We start from the raw sequence: 15532 nt of genomic DNA, 5'->3' as shown, positions 1-15532 counted from the left end.
TCGTCATTTATAACGAGCAATGATGAGTGTAACTTACTTTGAAAACCAGCTAAAAGCCACGCCCGCTTTAGCAAATAACAGCCATTGCATTGCGTTGCTTAACGCAACCACCCTCAATGTGGGTGAATTTGATTTACCCCACTATTTAAGCCCTTTTGAGCTCAATGTTATTAATCGGCGTAAAAATCCACAGGCTAAACAAGAATATTTAGCCACACGTTTAGTGCTTAAATACCTAGTAAAAACCGCTTGTTCTTCTTATGCATCATTAAAGCTGTGTGATATTAGTTCTGAATTTAACCCCGATAACAGTAAATTAGAATTACATATTAAAAATACAACAGGCGTGATCAGTTGCTGTATTTCTCATTCTCATGGTTTTGTAGGTGCAGCGTTAAATGTAGCATCAACTCAATTTGGCTTTGATATTGAAAAAATTAGTTTAAAGCGCCCTTTTAATAAACTCGCTAAGCACTTTTACCACCCAGCCGAATTGAGCTTAATAACCGATTCAGATAACATAACAACTCAAGCACATCATTTTTTTAGGATTTGGACATTAAAAGAAGCGCTGGCTAAAGCCACCAGCCGCCCCATTGCTCAATTATTAAGCCCTAATGTGTTTAACGAACTTAATAACACTCAGCTTACAGCTTGCAGCAATACCGTGGTTGGAGCACATAACGACATGTTTGATATTAGCGTTGTGGCAAAAAAAAGCACCGACTGGCGGTGCTCAATAATAACTATTAACGATTTACGCAGCGCAATCACTTTCTAGTAATCGACTATGAATAGCTTGAACCACAGCATCAGATTCACTTTGCTCAACTAAAAAACACAGGTTGTGTTTACTCGCACCATGGCAAATAAGTCGAATATTAAAGTCACTTAATACTTTCATTAAATTCATTTCATGTTGGCGCAAAACAATTTCAGAGCCAATTAACGCTACCAGCGTTAAATTGTTTTCAACCGATACATGGCAAAACTCAGCGAGTTTATCTAAGCATGCTTGATCTAGCTCTGGGCGTGATGCATTAGGCGCATTATCAAGGGTAATTGCTACACTAATTTCAGAGGTGGTAACCAAGTCTACCGAAATATTACATTCACTTAAAATAGTAAAGATACGTGCTAAAAAGCCACTGGCTAATAACATTTCTGGGCTTTTAAGGGTTAATAATATTTGATTTTTACGTTGTGTTACCGCACGAATACCAGGTAGTTGCGATTTTTCACGTTCAATCCACGTACCACCACGCTCTGGCTCTGTGCTTGAGCCAACAAACACATTAATATGGCTGCGACTAGCAGGCAAAATTGTAGCTGGGTGCAGCACTTTAGCGCCAAAGGTCGCCATTTCTGCTGCTTCATCAAAACTTAAACGCGCAATAGGAGTGGCTTTTACACACAAACGAGGATCGGTGCTAAAAATACCCACTACGTCAGTCCAAATATGCACACTTTTAGCGTTAATAGCCTCAGCAAGCAGTGCAGCGCTATAATCTGAGCCGCCTCTACCGAGCGTGGTCGTTAAATTGTTTGCATCGCTACCAATAAACCCTTGGGTCACAATAACGCTATCATCAAGCAGCGGAATTAAATGTGTTTTAGCGGCTTGCGCTGTGGCGGCCACATTTGGTGTTGCTTTACCAAATTGGCTATCGGTTTTAAGCACCTGGCGCACATCAAAACGAGTGGCATTTAAACCCTTTAATCTTAGTACTTGGGTAAATAAGTACGACGATAAACGCTCGCCAAAGCTAAGTAGCTCATCGAACTGCTGCTCAGTATTGAGTGTTTGTGCCGCCAACGTTTGAAATGCATCTAGCGTTTGATTAAACCCAATGGCTAAATCCTCATCTAACGACAGATCATTTAAAATAGCCTGCTGAATCGCAAGGACACCATCAATATGCTGTTGGCGCTTAGCGGCTTCAATACCCGCTTTGCAAAGCTCCACTAAATGATTAGTCACTCCGGCACTTGCGCTTACTGCAACAATACGTACATTTTTATCGTTTACGATAATTTCGCTACAACGGCTCATGGCCTCAAAGTTAGCAACGCTGGTGCCACCAAATTTGGCAACAATGTAATCTGATTTTGTGCACTGTGAACTATGTGGCACTGATTGGGTAGTCATTTCGTCTCCTTTCGCGGCATCCAAACCGCAATAAAACAAGAAGAACTTGGCAGGAAATAAAGATAAGAAAAATCTACTGCCAGAAGCTCTCCACCTAAATTGGTGACAGTTTTGAGGATTCAGCCCCATAAACCGAAAAACAATGGTAACGACCCATTATTTTCCTCGGCGAGTACTTCCCTCCTTAATGGTCGCAGGCTGTCGTTGCCTCACATTAAGTACCTAAGTATCGCACCTCTTCTGAATGTATTATTAACCTGTGGCTAATAAAACAAAACCGCACTAAGAGTGCGGCTTTGAAAGTTATCGTTTAGACGTCTAGCTGTCAAGTCGTTTTATTATAAAATCAAATAAAACTACCCATAAAGTAAGAGCCAACATAACCAAAGGTGTAACACACTAACAAATACAACGACAAACGAAGGTAACTTGCAAACGTAAGTTCTTTAACCTTACTCATAGCAATAATACCAGCCGCCGAACCAATGATCAGCATTGAACCACCCACACCGGTTGCATACGTAAACGACAACCAATGCTGTTGACTCATTACAATGTCGGCTTTTAGTAACGCAGCCGTTAGTGGCACGTTATCAACACCGGCCGATAAAATACCCATTAAGTAGTTTGCGTACTCTGGCGCCATTACCGTATACAAATTAGTAAATTGGCTCAGTACCCCAACTTCTTTTAACGCACCAACAAGCAGTAACACACCCACGAAAAACAATAAGGTGTCGTACTCTATGTCGCGTATAAAATCGATCATATCTTTGTTGATGTCTTTTTTGCGCATTAAAAATTGCGCGACTAAAAACATAATAGATAAACCCAATAAAAAAGTAAGCAGAGGCGGTACACTGTATAAAACACTCAATGTAAGCGTAGCAATAACCGTAGTGAAGAAAATAACCGCAATGGTTATGTCGGTTTTTTCAATACGTTTAAATTTAGTTTTTTTAAACTCGAGTTGCTTATTCATGCCAATTGATAACAAAGTAGCGAGTAATAATACACTTAGTAACGCAGGCACAATTAACAGTAATAAATTGCTAATTGATACTTTACCATCAAGGAAAATCATAAGTGTGGTTACATCACCCGTGATAAGTGATACACCACCGGAGTTTACAGCAAATACAATAAGCGTGGCGTACTTAACTAACTTTTTGGCTTCAAGTTTTAATGACATAATCACTGCCAGTGATATTAGCGTGGCCGTAACGTTGTCTGAAATAGATGAAAATAAAAACGCAAAACACCCCACCAAAAACATCAGCTTACGCTCACTAATGCTGGTTGGCATAATCCGGTTCACAACATTTTCGATAAGTCCTTTAGAGTTTAAATAGGCAACAAAGGTCATTGCGGCCATTAAAAACAGCCATAAAGAAGCAATTTCTAAAATATTGTGGTCTAGGAGGGTTTGAATCGTTTCGGGGCTTTGCCCATTAAGAGGAAAAATAAAGGAGATAATCCAACAAAGTGTACCAAAAAATAATGTCGTTTTTGCTTTGTTTACGTGGATCACATCCTCAATAACGATAAGCAAAAATGCAATCGCTATCAGCGTCAGGATAATCGAGGAAACCATGATATTAAACAACCTTCGGGGTTAAGTAAAAATTGAAACCATGTAAAAAATATACCCACAAACTCTATGTGCCTATATTCGGCGCGGATACTATCACTAAGCGGGTGTAAAAACTATTATTAAATCGTCGCAAAAACGAATACCATATAAGTTCGAGAAATATAAAATAACGAATACTAGGAAGTTGCAACGCCTTATGATCCCAGCTAAAAAGCTACTTAATACCCTAAATGAACACTGGGGTGTATTAGAGCTATTATTTAAGCGCTTTAAAATGGCCGACTTTAGTATTAAAGATCTTCAAAATGCCATTAAGCAAAAGCAACCCACGTGGAATAATGAGCGTATTTATAAAGAAACCAACCGGTTATTGAATCAAGAAATTATTATTCCGCTGGCTAAATCGTCACAACTGGAAATTAACCGCGCCATTGCCGACTTTGCCACCTTTTTACTGCAAGAAGAACATTTAGGCTTAGCACAAGAAATTAATGTCTTGGTTGATGATTTGGCCCGTTTAGGTAATCGGCTATTCAATGCCGGTGAAATGGAAGATTTTGATGATTTACGCCGCTTTAGCCGTATTATGGATGATCGGGTGCGTAAAATAATCAAACTGTTTTTACACAACGAAAACGCTATTTTAAATATTGTTGAGCAAGCCAAATCTAATAATGCGGTGCAGTCGCTACAAAAACGCTATAAAGCCGTGATAGAAGCGTTTGATGAGTATATAGAACCCATGCTGGAAATGGTGGATATTAGAGGCGACTTTCATGCCTGCTTTACCCTTATTGAGCAACAAATTAGCACCCAAATAGAACACATTGAACGCTCAGGCAAAGCGTACAACGATAAACGCATGCTTGAGCAATTGCGTACCCGCATTCTAGAAATGCACTTAGTTGGCCGGACAAGCTTACGAAAAAGTGCCGATATGCTTATGCCACTGCGTGAAGAGTTGCGCCGTAACAACCTTGTTACCCGCCAAGTAGCAAAAGTATTAGGACTAATACGTAAAAATGGGGTAAATAATATGCTCAGCGCCGTGCAGCCACATTTTGTAAGCGATGCGCAAAAGTATTCATTGGGTCAACAGCGCCATATAGTAGCCTACATGGCAAGCCTGGCTGAGTTTGAGCATCACGAATATCAGCTACCAGAGCAAAACGATGTGCCTGCGTTTGTCACGCCAAACATTCCTGACTATCACGATGTAAAAGCGCAGTTTGCAAAACGCTTCAAAAAGCAGCGTAAAAAACCACAGCCTCTGCTGCAATTTTTAGACGAAAGCTACCCTGAGCTTGAAGCCGATGAAATGCTGTTTTTATATCAAAAGCTAGTGAGCGATAACACCCTACATATTAGCCAAAGCGATAAAAAAGCCCGCGTTAACATTGCAGGCCAGCACTTTTCTTTGTACCCCTTTAATTCAGAGCCTCAGGCTGATAAAGCCGAGCACGAGTAATGACCATGACACAGATAAACTTAAATGAGCTTTCTCACTTACAAGCCATTAATAAAAAATTAGTCGCGGGTTACCACATTTGCGAACAAGACACCCTAATGTGGCAAGAGCTTGACCAACAAATTGAAGCTTACAGCGCCTTATTCACAGCATTAGGCCATGATTTAAAGCACGACAGTCGTGGCTTTTATTATTTTGCTAGCGATGAAAGCACCCCCAATATGGGCAAAATATCGCGCGCGATAGCGCTCACTATTTATATTTTAATCGAACACTTTGCCAACACAGGTAAAGACCCAATGCGTGCATTATTTGATGAGCCAAACGATTTAGAGCTAATGCAAACCTTGGTACAACTTAATAAACATTTATTTGATCAGCTTGAAATATTCTCGGGTTCTGATTTACGCAAAGATGTGTATTTACGCATGGTACGTTTAGGCCTTGCCCGCGAAGTGGAAGGCGGCTTTATGCTACAGGCGCCAATTCATCGCTATATTGATGCCTTAATGGAAGTAAATGAAGAAACCTTTTTAGGAGAGGACGAGGAATGAAAAACTTATACGGACTGAGTAAACTCGCCCTACTTAATACTGCAGGCTATGCAAAGTGTGTGATCCCACTTGATAAAAGTAGCTCGATTTGTGCGCCTAACAACACAGGTAAAAGCTCAGTTATTAATGCACTGCAATTTCCGCTAATTAACGATTTACGCCTTACCGAGTGGGATGGCCACGATTTAGATGAAACCCGTAAGTTTTATTTTTCATCAGATCAATCGTACATTTTATTGCAAGCCGATTTACCCCATGGCTCAGTTGTCATTGGCGTAGCAGGCTTAGGTAAAATTGCCGGTTATGCACACCAATACTTTTGCTATCAAGGCAAACTTGATTTAGCCCAGTACACCCAAGGCAATACCATTATTAAGTTTACCAAGCTGTTTAATCACTTAAAGCAGCAAGGTTACAACCCGATAGAGCTTAAAGCGCAAGAGTTAAACGCCCTACTTACTGGCGGTGCAACGCAATTTGATGGTGAGATCAATTTAAAAATGATCCCCCTTAACAACGTTCAAGACTCTGCAATATACAAAGAAATATTTCGTCGTATTCTTAATTTACATAAATTAGGCGCAAACGACGTTAAGCGCTTTATGTTACGTGTGTTTGAACGCCACATGTCAAATTCAAAGGTCGACTTTTACGAAGTATGGCGCCGGTCGTTTGATAAAGTAAACCGCGCAAAACGTGAATTAAAAGCCCTTGAGTCAATGCAAGAGCCCATAGCCGCCCTTGAATCTATGCTTGAAAACCAAACCGTTCTTAAAGGTAAACTGGCCGCTTATGCACCAAAAATTGACCAAGCACTGATTGATTTTGATACGTATCAGGAAGAGCAACTAAGCGAACTCAACATCGCTCTTGAAGATATTGAGCACGAAAAACACGAGTTTGAACAAAAACAAAGCCTATACGTTCAACAATCGCGCGATATAGAGCGCAAACAAACCCAAATTGAACAGTGGTTTTTAGATTACAACGCTCTTAAAAGTGAGTTTGAGCTGGTTAATAAAGCCACGCTCAAAACCAGCTTAACGCAGTTAAAAAATGACTACGAGTCGTTGTCACACTCAATAACGAGTGTACAAGGTCAAAGCCTGCACACCCTTGATTACCGCATTGGCGAAACACAAAAACAAATTAAAAGCTTAAAGTTACAACTTAAAAACTTAGAATTTAATTTATTCACTCGTATGCGTGAAGACTTATCACTGAAAGAAGTTGAAGAAATATCACGACTATTAAACCCCGATCTTCTCTCCTTTGCCACCACCAGCAATGGCGATATTACCATTGATGATGACGACGCTTTCGGCGAATTTTTAGCACAGCTCAGCGAAAACGTGAAAGGCGGTGTACTCACCCTGCCCGGTGCCAGTATTAAACTTAAAAAACTCTCGCCTGTGCAAATGCAAAGCGGCGAAAACAAAGAGCAACTGAGTGCTCAATTAACCGCGCTTGAGCAATCATTAAAAGAGTTTAAACAACAGCGTGAAGTGGCCGCCAATGTTGCAGATAAGCAAAAAGAAAAAGACTCGCTATACGATGAGCTTATGAGTGCTGAAAGTGCACTTAAACGCTTAGAGCAATTTGAAGTGATGCAACAGTCGGTTGACGCGCAGGCGATGCTAAAAGAGCAGCTTTTAGCCGAACGCGAACAAGTTGACGATTACCTACAAGATATTCAAAAAAACAGTGGCTCAATTGCTGATAGACGCTCGTTAATTAAATCAAAACAAGCGCAAATTAATCGTCAAACAGAGCGCCTGCACCAAGTTAAAACCGAGCGTATTGACCACTCGTTAGATTTATACAGTGGTAAAGTGACGCCTTACATGATTGATATAAAAATCGATTTTGATAATTTAAGCGATTTAATTCACCACTTTAACAAAGACTGCCAAGAGCTACGTAATTTCGATATAAATGTACGTAATACTTATATGCATATTTACAATGCAGGTATTACCAAATTCGATAACGAAAACGATGAGTTTAGTAAATACCAAAAACTTATTAGCGCGTTTCATAATATTGATAACGAGCGTGATGCTGTTGAGCGCCAAGGTCGCGTTGCTCTCACCGAAGTGGCCGCCACGATTAAAGGCTTACGTGAAGATTTAGACCGCCTACGTCGTGAAATGAATAGCTTTAATAAAGGCATAAGCCAGCATCGTATTTCAAACCTGCAAGCGTTTAAAATTAATATTATCCCGCGCAAAATGTTGGTAGATAGCATTGATACTATTATCAGTACCTCTAACCAAATTGAACAAGGCGACACCCTGGATTTACTCAGCCAAGAGCCGTACAGCGAAAGTGCGGTAAACGACGCAAAAGATCATTTAATTAAACTCGCCTCAGACAAAGCAGGCCTGACCCTTACCGATTTATTTGATATTCGTTTTGAAGTGGTTAACCGCGCGGGCGAAACCGAGCACTTTGAAAAAATAGATTCGGCTGGTTCAAATGGTACGCGTATCACCATTAAGCTGTTATGTGGCATGTTGTTTATTCGTTACTTATTAAGCGATCAGGAACAAAACTTATACCGTATACCTATTTACATAGATGAAGCGGCTGATATCGACCCGCAAAACCAAAAAGCAATTATTGAAACCGCCTTGAGCTTTGGCTTTGTGCCAATATTTGCCTCAGTTAAACCGCAAATAAGTTGTGATTATATTGTGCCAATTCGTTCAGTAAAAAACGGCGCACAAAACTGGGTAGATGAAAAAGATTGGATTGAGGTTGAACATAAAGCCTCTCTACTGGACTAAGAGTTAATTGGCTATTCATCTTAGCCAGTTACACTTATTTTTAGATTTTAAATTACCCTCGCCCATGGTAGTTTAAACAAACGCACTTTATTGGAGCAAACGGTATGAAACATATATTTATTGTCGCAGCACTGGCGCTACTTACCGCCTGTACACAAACGCCCGATTGGGATTACGATAAATCAGCAAACTTTAGTAACTACAAAACGTTTGCTTGGGTAGAAAACGCGAGCCTAACTAAAGACACGAATAACTACCAAATCAGTGGCCTTATGGAAAAACGCGTTCGCAATGCGGTAAACAACCAACTAAGCCAACAATTAGGTATGCAATTGGTTGACGTAGCGCAAGCTGATGTACTTGTTAACTACCATGCAAGTGTAGATAAAGAGCTTGAAGTTGATAGCTTTAACGTAGGCTACGGTGCACGTTGGGGTTACTGGGGCACAGGCTTTAACCACGATGTAAGCGCACGCGAATATGAAGTAGGCACGTTAGTTATCGATATTATTGATCGTGAGTCAAACCAATTAATTTGGCGTGGTGCTAAAGATGGCCGTTTAAAGAAAAAACAAACACCATCACAACGTGAAGCCGCTATTAAAGAAACGGTTGCCAATATTTTAAGCAACTTTCCGCCTAAAGTGCAGCAATAAACTTTAATTAATATTTGAAAGCCCGCATGTTTGCGGGCTTTTTTGTGAGAAAAGGAATTTTTCGGTGACATTTAAAAAGCTCCTAACCCTTAGCTTATTTTTACCCCTGCTTTGTGCGTTCCATGCGTACGGCACTCAACTACAGTTAAAACCTGGTATATGGCAAGGAATTTATAAAGATCATTTTGAGTACAATGTACTGGAAATTAAAGAAAACGGAGAACACCGTTTAATAATAGCAAGTATCGCCAATGCATTTTATAGAAATAAATCAATTGCGTTTAGCAATAATGATATCAAATGCAGTCGCATTAATTGCACTATCAAACTTGTTAGCCCTAATAAAGAACATCTGCAATTCACATTGATTTTAAGCCCCTTTTTAGATAATTCATTCGAGGTGTTAGAAATTTATTCTAATGCAGACGATAATTTTGTAATGTCAAAAACGTACCGATTGGAAGAACAAAAAGGGCAATCTACCGTTCGTACATTTATAGGTAAATACCGCTCTAAAATAGATGAGTTAGCTGCTATAGAAAAGACGGGCCTACATGGTTTTTGGGTAGGATTATTAAATTTAGACGGCAAGCAAGAACTAGCAAGTATTGAATTTCACCCCAATAAAAAGTCGTATTTCAATTATTTTACAAATGGGACCAATGACATAATTAGCACCTCTTTTATGCCACAAGATATTCAAGAAAAAGAGAGGATATTGGAAATAACCACCAGCCATCCACTTTTCGCAAATAAGCTAATTATTCATAAAGACAACCGAGAACTTAAAGGCTATATGTACTCAAACCACAAAGGCACAACACTTCAAACTGGCTCGTTCAAATTATATCGTTTTGAAAGGCCTGAGTACCCTTAAAGCTATCACGATTTATACTTGTGCAATAAATCAATTGGGATATGGCAATAATCATCAGGGTGATTGGTTAAGCGGTCTTGATGCTCGGGATCGCTAGGGACATAATTAGTCAGTGGCGCTACTTGTACCGCTATTTTTTTGGCATCGTCCCGCTGGCTAATATAGTCTCTGGCGATGTTTAAATGATTACTGTCTTGGCTAAAAATGGCGGTACGGTATTTTTCGCCTACATCGTTACCTTGTTTATTGATACTGTATGGGTCAATAATCTCAAAAAAATAGCCGATTAATTCATTTAAGGTCACTTCTTGGCTATCAAAGGTTACTTTAACGCACTCGGCGTAGCCGTCGTATTCCCCCTGTGTAGTATTGCTGGTGCCATTGGCACGCCCCGCCTCCGTGGTTACCACCCCAGGTAAATACCTCATAAATTCTTGTACCCCCCATAAGCAACCACCAGCAAAATAAAGTGTGTGCTGATTTAATGAATGACTCGATTGTTGTGTTTGCATAATAAAGTGACCAATGTAAATAATTTATAGGATGCAGAGTTACTATTTTGTAACGCTAGGTTTGATTATCAAATGCAGTTTTTTATCATTAATGTACAATAGCGCCCAAAATCACCCTAGCTTAGTGAGCTTACCTTATCATGTGATAAAAAGTGATAGGTATTTAATTGTTAGCGCCATTGCATAAAATGAGAATAATGATATGAATCGTGCCCCGCACCTTATTATACCGGCCGTGTTAGCCAGTATTTCAACTGTTGCTTATGCAGAGCAGAGTAAAGAAACAGCAACCATAGAACAAATAACAATTGAAGCGTCACCCACCGCCAATACATTACCTGTTGGTACATTTGATTCGCCTATTTCAAATTTAGAGTACGACCCGCGTGTTGACTTGCAATCACGCAATATGGCTGAAGCACAAGCTGATGTAACGATACGCGGTGGTATTTTTGAAAATACCGGCTTTAGAGTCGGCAGTGCAACTTTACTAGACCCGCAGTCTGGTCACTACTTTGCAGAAATTCCTATTGCACCACAAATGCTAACGGGTGCCAGCGTATTAACCGGAGCCGATAATGCACTTTATGGCATGAATAGCTCGGTAGGTACTGTGTCGTTTGCTTGGAAACCAATAACAACTGGTGGCAGTGTCTCTTTGGGCGCTGGCTCAAATGACTTTAACCTACAAACAATTCATGCAGGTGTGAGTACTCCAATTGAAGCAAACGCTAATTGGCGTATTGGTTTTGAAGGTGAATATTCGCACTCACAAAGTGATGGTTCAATTGATTTTGGCGATCATGACTTTACCCGTACTTCTGGAAGAGTGCAGTTAACTGGGAGCGATTCACAAACTGATTTATTTTACGGCTTACAAGAAAAGTTTTTTGGTTGGCCAAACCTTTATACCCCCTTTGGTGTAAATGAAACCGAAGACTTAGAAACGCAACTGTTAATGCTTAACCATAAACAAGCCTATGCTACCAACAGTGAATTTGAAGTATCGGCTTATTACCGCAAGCATAACGACCATTATGTTTATTCACGAGAAAACCCAAGTGCGTTCCAAGCATTTCATGAAACGCAAGTAACATCACTGGCTATTTCAGGTCGTCATGCGCAAACAAAGTCAGTTGCGGTTAATTACTCTGCGCAATATATAGGAGACAGTATTGACTCCACCACCCTTGAAAATAACTTTACTTCACGTAACTACTTTAAGCTTAGTGTATTGCCTGAATACACAACAGCACTAGCAAGCAACCAGCAACTAACCGTCCGCTTAGGTGCTGCGTTTGATAACACCAGTCGTGATGATTCTGAGCTATCGTTAATTGGGGATGTTAGTTTCAATACCCAAAATAACGATGGCACTGAGCGAACATTGTATTTGTCGTATGCCGAGGCAAGCCAAGTAGCAGGCTACACCGCCATTGGTGGCAATGAATCAGGTGGTTTGTTTAGAAGTAACGCTAACCTTAAGCGTGAAACCACCAAAAATTTAGAGCTGGGCTTATTGCTTGAGCAACAAAGCTGGCAGCTTAATTCCGCACTTTTTTATCGTAAAGATAACAACCTAACTGATTGGACATTTAGCTTTGATTCAAGCTCAGCGCGATTTGCACAGCCGGTTGATATTGACACCACAGGCCTTGAGTTTTTAGCCACTAAACAATTTAATAATACAGAAATTGTTGCCAGCTATACCTACTTACATAAAACAGAAACCTATGGCGCTGAAAATCTTGATGCTAGCTTTTATGCCTTAAATTTTCCTGATCATCGTGTAACGCTCGGTGCAATTTGGAACCCGACGGATATGTTAGAGTTTCGAGTAGATAATGAGTGGCGTAAGCAGCATAAAAATGCCCTTCGCCGTTCAGATGACGAGGCACTATTTACTCAGCTGACGTTAAAAATAACCCCAGCTACACTGCAAAATTTCTTTATTACTTTAGCAGCGGATAATTTGTGGGATGAATCGTTTGAAGAAATCCCAGGCACGCCGGGTCGCGGTGAGCAATATACGCTGAGCGCCACGTATAGCTGGTAACAATTTAGCTCAGCGAGGGTGTATCCCACGCTGAGCTTGTTTTTTAAATTGAAATAATAAACAGACTAGCAACAAGCTGACTTAAAAATTTCATACCGCAGCTCGCCCTACTTTACGTACTCTAAAAGCGCAGCGCCTCTTCGCCCTCTTTGTGCATTTATCATTAAAAACGGTATGAACAAAGAGGATTGAATAAGAAGAAAATGAGAAAAACACGACTCACTAAACCAAGTGACTTTGTGTCTAAGTCACTTACTCTTAAAGCGCAGTGTCTCTTTGCACTCTCTCAGTACTACTTTTAGAAAGACAAAGTAAGTGTCTACACTTTTCAAGCGTATAAATTGTAAATATATGTGTATTTAATACAATAAATTAGGTTAATTGCTCTAATTCTGTAATTAACGTTAATGCGTGTTCATTGGTTGTCCCGCATACATCTAAAGTGGCGCTAAAATCACTACACACTTTTGGGCGCGACTCATCACCAAATAGCTTACATAAATTACGCTCATCCAGCTGAATACAACGTTCTCCGGCCTTTTTACCATTTGGCATACCCGGTATTGGCGAGCTAATACTTGGTGCAATACAACATGCTCCACAGCCTAAACGGCACGCCATTGATTGTGTTTTCATTATAACCTCAGTAATAAATTTTAATTATATTGTTGCTGCTTTGCATACAAACAGAGCGATTTGTTCTATTTGTAACCGCATTATGCAATGACTTGTTACATCTTCAAACACACTGTAAACACTTTATTGCGTATCATTAGTTCATCAGCACAATTTATGAAGGAATGCCCTGTGGCGACTAAAAAACAAATAATACTCCCTATCGCGGTCCTTGTTGGTGGCATCGCCCTTGCAGCGGGCTTTTCAGCAATGAAAAAACCACCAGAAGAAAAACCAGAACAAGATACTCGCCCATTGGTTGCAGCACAACCTATTCACCTTGATGCAATCACTCTCGATGTTAAATCGTACGGTATTGTGCAACCTAAAGACCGCACTGAGCTGATTGCTCAGGTAAGTGGCCAAGTTATTTCTGTTGCAGGGCAATTTGTTGAAGGTGCCTTCGTAAAGCAAGGAGATATTTTAGCACGAATTGACCCAAATGATTACGAAGCTGATTTAATTGAAGCTGAGGCTGGGCTCGCCCAAGCAAGTTCAGCGCTTGAGATTGAACGTGCTCAAGCGCATGTTGCTAAAGCTGAATGGGAACGCATTAAAGCAGACTCAAGTGATATCACCGCCTCTGCGCTTTATTTACGTAAACCGCAATTAGCAGAGAAAATGGCGCGTTATCGCTCAGCACAAGCAAGTGTAAAACGTGCTAAACGTAATTTAGAACGCACTTATATTAAAGCCCCCTACGATGCAATTATAAACGCGCGTAGCATTAGTTTGGGTTCTGTTGTAAATCCAGGTAATAGCTTTGGCTCACTCAGCGCCACTTCGGTCGCTGAAGTACGTTTACCGGTTGCCGATAAAGAGCTTCAATACTTAAATAATGGCGGTATTGGTGCAACAGTGTTATTTAGTGCGCAGTTCGCGGGCAAAGAAACCACATGGCAGGCAGAAGTTGTTCGCAGTGAAGGGGTGATAGATCAAAAAAGCCGTATGAGCTACTTAGTGGCACAATTACCAACCCCATATGCTAACAAAACTCAACCATTGCGTTTTGGCTCCTATGTTAACGCTAGCATAGAAGGTCGTGCAGTTAATAACGCCATTGTTGTGCCACATCATTTAGTCAAAGAAAATAAAATTGCGATATTAAATGACGATTTAACCCTGTCGTTTAAAACTCTCAATATTATACGTGAACAAAACGGCATGGTGATCGCAGACCAAGGGCTTAATGAAGGTGAACAGCTAATTACTTCTGCCCTTGAATACCCTACCGAGGGAATGGCGGTAAAAATTGAAGACGTTGTAACAACCCCAGACGTTACTCAACTTGCATTGAAACAGGAGTAACTTATGTCTACACGTGAAAAAGGCCTAATTGCATGGTTTGCGCGCAACCCTGTTGCAGCAAATCTATTGATGATATTTATACTTATTGGTGGCATTTTAACGGCGTTTACTATTCGCAAACAAATGTTTCCACAATTTGAAAGTAACTGGATCAGTGTCTCCGCGGTATACCCTGGCGCAGCCCCGCAAGAGGTTGAGGAGGGCATTACCATAAAAGTCGAGGAGAACCTTGAGGGTATAGAGGGAATAAAGCGCCTTATCACCTACTCCAATAGAGGCTCTTCACAAGCGTGGATTGAAATAGAAGAGCAGTTTGACCCGCAAGAAGTACTCGATGAAATTAAAGTACAAGTAGATTCAATTAATACGTTTCCTGCGGGTATGGAGCGCCCTATTGTTCGTCGCGATAAGTACGAACAAGAAGTAATGATACTTGCCCTTTACGGCCCCCTGTGTCAGGATAGTTGTCGCCTCTAACATTTAGCAGAGGCAAATAAAATGAGACGTCAATTTACACAAGAATTTAAAGTTCAAGCTGTTGAAAAAGCATTATCTCAATGTGATGATGTTCGCTTAGAAGATATTGCAGATGACTTAGGTGTCGGTTATTCAACGTTACAACGTTGGATAGCACTGGCAAAAAAGCATCAACTTGAAATACACCAGACGGGTAGCCAAATGACAGCAGAAAAACGACCACAAGACTGGAGTTTAGAAGAAAGACTCAACGCAGTAATTGAGTGTGGAAGTTTAGATGAAGCCGCCATAAATGAATACTGCCGTAATATAGGGCTTTATCCGCATCATATTCAGCAATGGAAGAAAGACTTAGTAACACCACCTTCAAATAAAACAGTAAAGTCAGACAGTAAACAGCTTAAGCAAGAAATAAAG

Annotated in this window: 13 protein-coding genes, 1 pseudogene and 1 riboswitch; of the genes and pseudogenes, 10 read left to right on the top strand and 4 right to left on the bottom strand. The window is 40.4% G+C overall.

Annotated features, from left to right (window positions below; genetic code table 11):
- Positions 1–22: 22 nt before the first annotated feature.
- Positions 23–781 (top strand): 4'-phosphopantetheinyl transferase family protein, encoded by a 759-nt coding sequence (locus ND6B_RS10940; RefSeq protein WP_028835098.1) that lies wholly within the window; start codon positions 23–25, stop codon positions 779–781.
- Here ND6B_RS10940 and lysC read toward each other — a convergent pair.
- Together lysC and nhaD are read right to left on the bottom strand one after the other, a co-directional pair.
- On the bottom strand, positions 758–2149 hold the full coding sequence (lysC, locus tag ND6B_RS10945) for a lysine-sensitive aspartokinase 3 (protein ID WP_200882080.1): 1392 nt from the start codon (positions 2147–2149) through the stop codon (positions 758–760). The two genes, ND6B_RS10940 and lysC, sit on opposite strands and share 24 nt — an antisense overlap.
- A 75-nt stretch (positions 2150–2224) precedes the next feature.
- Positions 2225–2397: riboswitch (Lysine riboswitch) on the bottom strand.
- 98 nt (positions 2398–2495) lie between these two features.
- Positions 2496–3743 carry a sodium:proton antiporter NhaD gene (nhaD, locus tag ND6B_RS10950; RefSeq protein WP_033103313.1) on the bottom strand — a complete coding sequence of 416 codons (1248 nt, stop codon included), beginning with the start codon at positions 3741–3743 and terminating at the stop codon, positions 2496–2498.
- A gap of 196 nt (positions 3744–3939) precedes the next feature.
- On the opposite strand from nhaD, the gene ND6B_RS10955 reads away from it, so the two are divergent.
- From ND6B_RS10955 to ND6B_RS10975, 5 genes are all read left to right on the top strand, one after another.
- Positions 3940–5211 (top strand): hypothetical protein, encoded by a 1272-nt coding sequence (locus tag ND6B_RS10955; RefSeq protein WP_033103312.1) that lies wholly within the window; start codon positions 3940–3942, stop codon positions 5209–5211.
- Positions 5212–5216: 5 nt separating this feature from the next.
- On the top strand, positions 5217–5765 hold the full coding sequence (locus ND6B_RS10960; RefSeq protein ID WP_028835095.1) for a condensin complex protein MksE: 549 nt from the start codon (positions 5217–5219) through the stop codon (positions 5763–5765).
- The gene (locus ND6B_RS10965; RefSeq protein WP_033103311.1) at positions 5762–8554 is read left to right on the top strand and encodes a hypothetical protein; all 2793 of its coding nucleotides are present in this window, start codon (positions 5762–5764) and stop codon (positions 8552–8554) included. Before ND6B_RS10960 ends, ND6B_RS10965 begins: the two co-directional genes overlap by 4 nt.
- Before the next feature lie 104 nt (positions 8555–8658).
- Complete coding sequence (locus ND6B_RS10970; RefSeq protein WP_033103310.1) at positions 8659–9210, top strand: DUF4136 domain-containing protein; 552 nt, start codon at positions 8659–8661, stop codon at positions 9208–9210.
- 64 nt (positions 9211–9274) lie between these two features.
- On the top strand, positions 9275–10087 hold the full coding sequence (locus tag ND6B_RS10975) for a hypothetical protein (protein ID WP_033103309.1): 813 nt from the start codon (positions 9275–9277) through the stop codon (positions 10085–10087).
- A gap of 5 nt (positions 10088–10092) precedes the next feature.
- Here the strand turns inward: ND6B_RS10975 and ND6B_RS10980 are convergent, their stop codons facing one another.
- A complete protein-coding gene (locus ND6B_RS10980; protein WP_028835093.1) occupies positions 10093–10599 on the bottom strand; it encodes a peptide-methionine (S)-S-oxide reductase in 507 nt (168 codons plus the stop codon).
- Between the two features lie 202 nt (positions 10600–10801).
- Here ND6B_RS10980 and ND6B_RS10985 point away from each other — a divergent pair, with 202 nt between their 5' ends.
- Positions 10802–12655: a TonB-dependent receptor plug domain-containing protein gene (locus ND6B_RS10985; RefSeq protein ID WP_033103308.1), complete on the top strand. Its 1854-nt coding sequence runs from the start codon at positions 10802–10804 to the stop codon at positions 12653–12655.
- Positions 12656–13027: 372 nt separating this feature from the next.
- Here the strand turns inward: ND6B_RS10985 and ND6B_RS10990 are convergent, their stop codons facing one another.
- Positions 13028–13291: a YkgJ family cysteine cluster protein gene (locus tag ND6B_RS10990; RefSeq protein ID WP_008109286.1), complete on the bottom strand. Its 264-nt coding sequence runs from the start codon at positions 13289–13291 to the stop codon at positions 13028–13030.
- Positions 13292–13462: 171 nt separating this feature from the next.
- Between ND6B_RS10990 and ND6B_RS10995 the strand changes: the two genes are divergently transcribed.
- From ND6B_RS10995 to ND6B_RS11005, 3 genes and pseudogenes are all read left to right on the top strand, one after another.
- Positions 13463–14638 carry an efflux RND transporter periplasmic adaptor subunit gene (locus ND6B_RS10995; RefSeq protein ID WP_013465149.1) on the top strand — a complete coding sequence of 392 codons (1176 nt, stop codon included), beginning with the start codon at positions 13463–13465 and terminating at the stop codon, positions 14636–14638.
- A gap of 3 nt (positions 14639–14641) precedes the next feature.
- Positions 14642–15091, top strand: a pseudogene (locus ND6B_RS11000) (efflux RND transporter permease subunit); the annotation flags it as partial.
- A 45-nt stretch (positions 15092–15136) separates the two neighbouring features.
- On the top strand, positions 15137–15532 hold a 396-nt coding region (locus ND6B_RS11005; protein ID WP_033102530.1), incomplete at its 3' end, for a transposase.

The organism is Pseudoalteromonas sp. ND6B, from assembly GCF_000764215.1.
Lineage (GTDB): Bacteria > Pseudomonadota > Gammaproteobacteria > Enterobacterales > Alteromonadaceae > Pseudoalteromonas > Pseudoalteromonas tetraodonis.
This window is presented reverse-complemented; position numbering and strand designations above follow the sequence as displayed.

Coding starts and splice junctions, on each gene's coding strand:
- ND6B_RS10940 (WP_028835098.1), top strand. CDS start 23: ATGAGTGTAACTTACTTTGAAAACCAGCTAAAAGCCACGCCCGCTTTA.
- lysC (WP_200882080.1), bottom strand. CDS start 2,149: ATGACTACCCAATCAGTGCCACATAGTTCACAGTGCACAAAATCAGAT.
- nhaD (WP_033103313.1), bottom strand. CDS start 3,743: ATGGTTTCCTCGATTATCCTGACGCTGATAGCGATTGCATTTTTGCTT.
- ND6B_RS10955 (WP_033103312.1), top strand. CDS start 3,940: ATGATCCCAGCTAAAAAGCTACTTAATACCCTAAATGAACACTGGGGT.
- ND6B_RS10960 (WP_028835095.1), top strand. CDS start 5,217: ATGACACAGATAAACTTAAATGAGCTTTCTCACTTACAAGCCATTAAT.
- ND6B_RS10965 (WP_033103311.1), top strand. CDS start 5,762: ATGAAAAACTTATACGGACTGAGTAAACTCGCCCTACTTAATACTGCA.
- ND6B_RS10970 (WP_033103310.1), top strand. CDS start 8,659: ATGAAACATATATTTATTGTCGCAGCACTGGCGCTACTTACCGCCTGT.
- ND6B_RS10980 (WP_028835093.1), bottom strand. CDS start 10,599: ATGCAAACACAACAATCGAGTCATTCATTAAATCAGCACACACTTTAT.
- ND6B_RS10985 (WP_033103308.1), top strand. CDS start 10,802: ATGAATCGTGCCCCGCACCTTATTATACCGGCCGTGTTAGCCAGTATT.
- ND6B_RS10990 (WP_008109286.1), bottom strand. CDS start 13,291: ATGAAAACACAATCAATGGCGTGCCGTTTAGGCTGTGGAGCATGTTGT.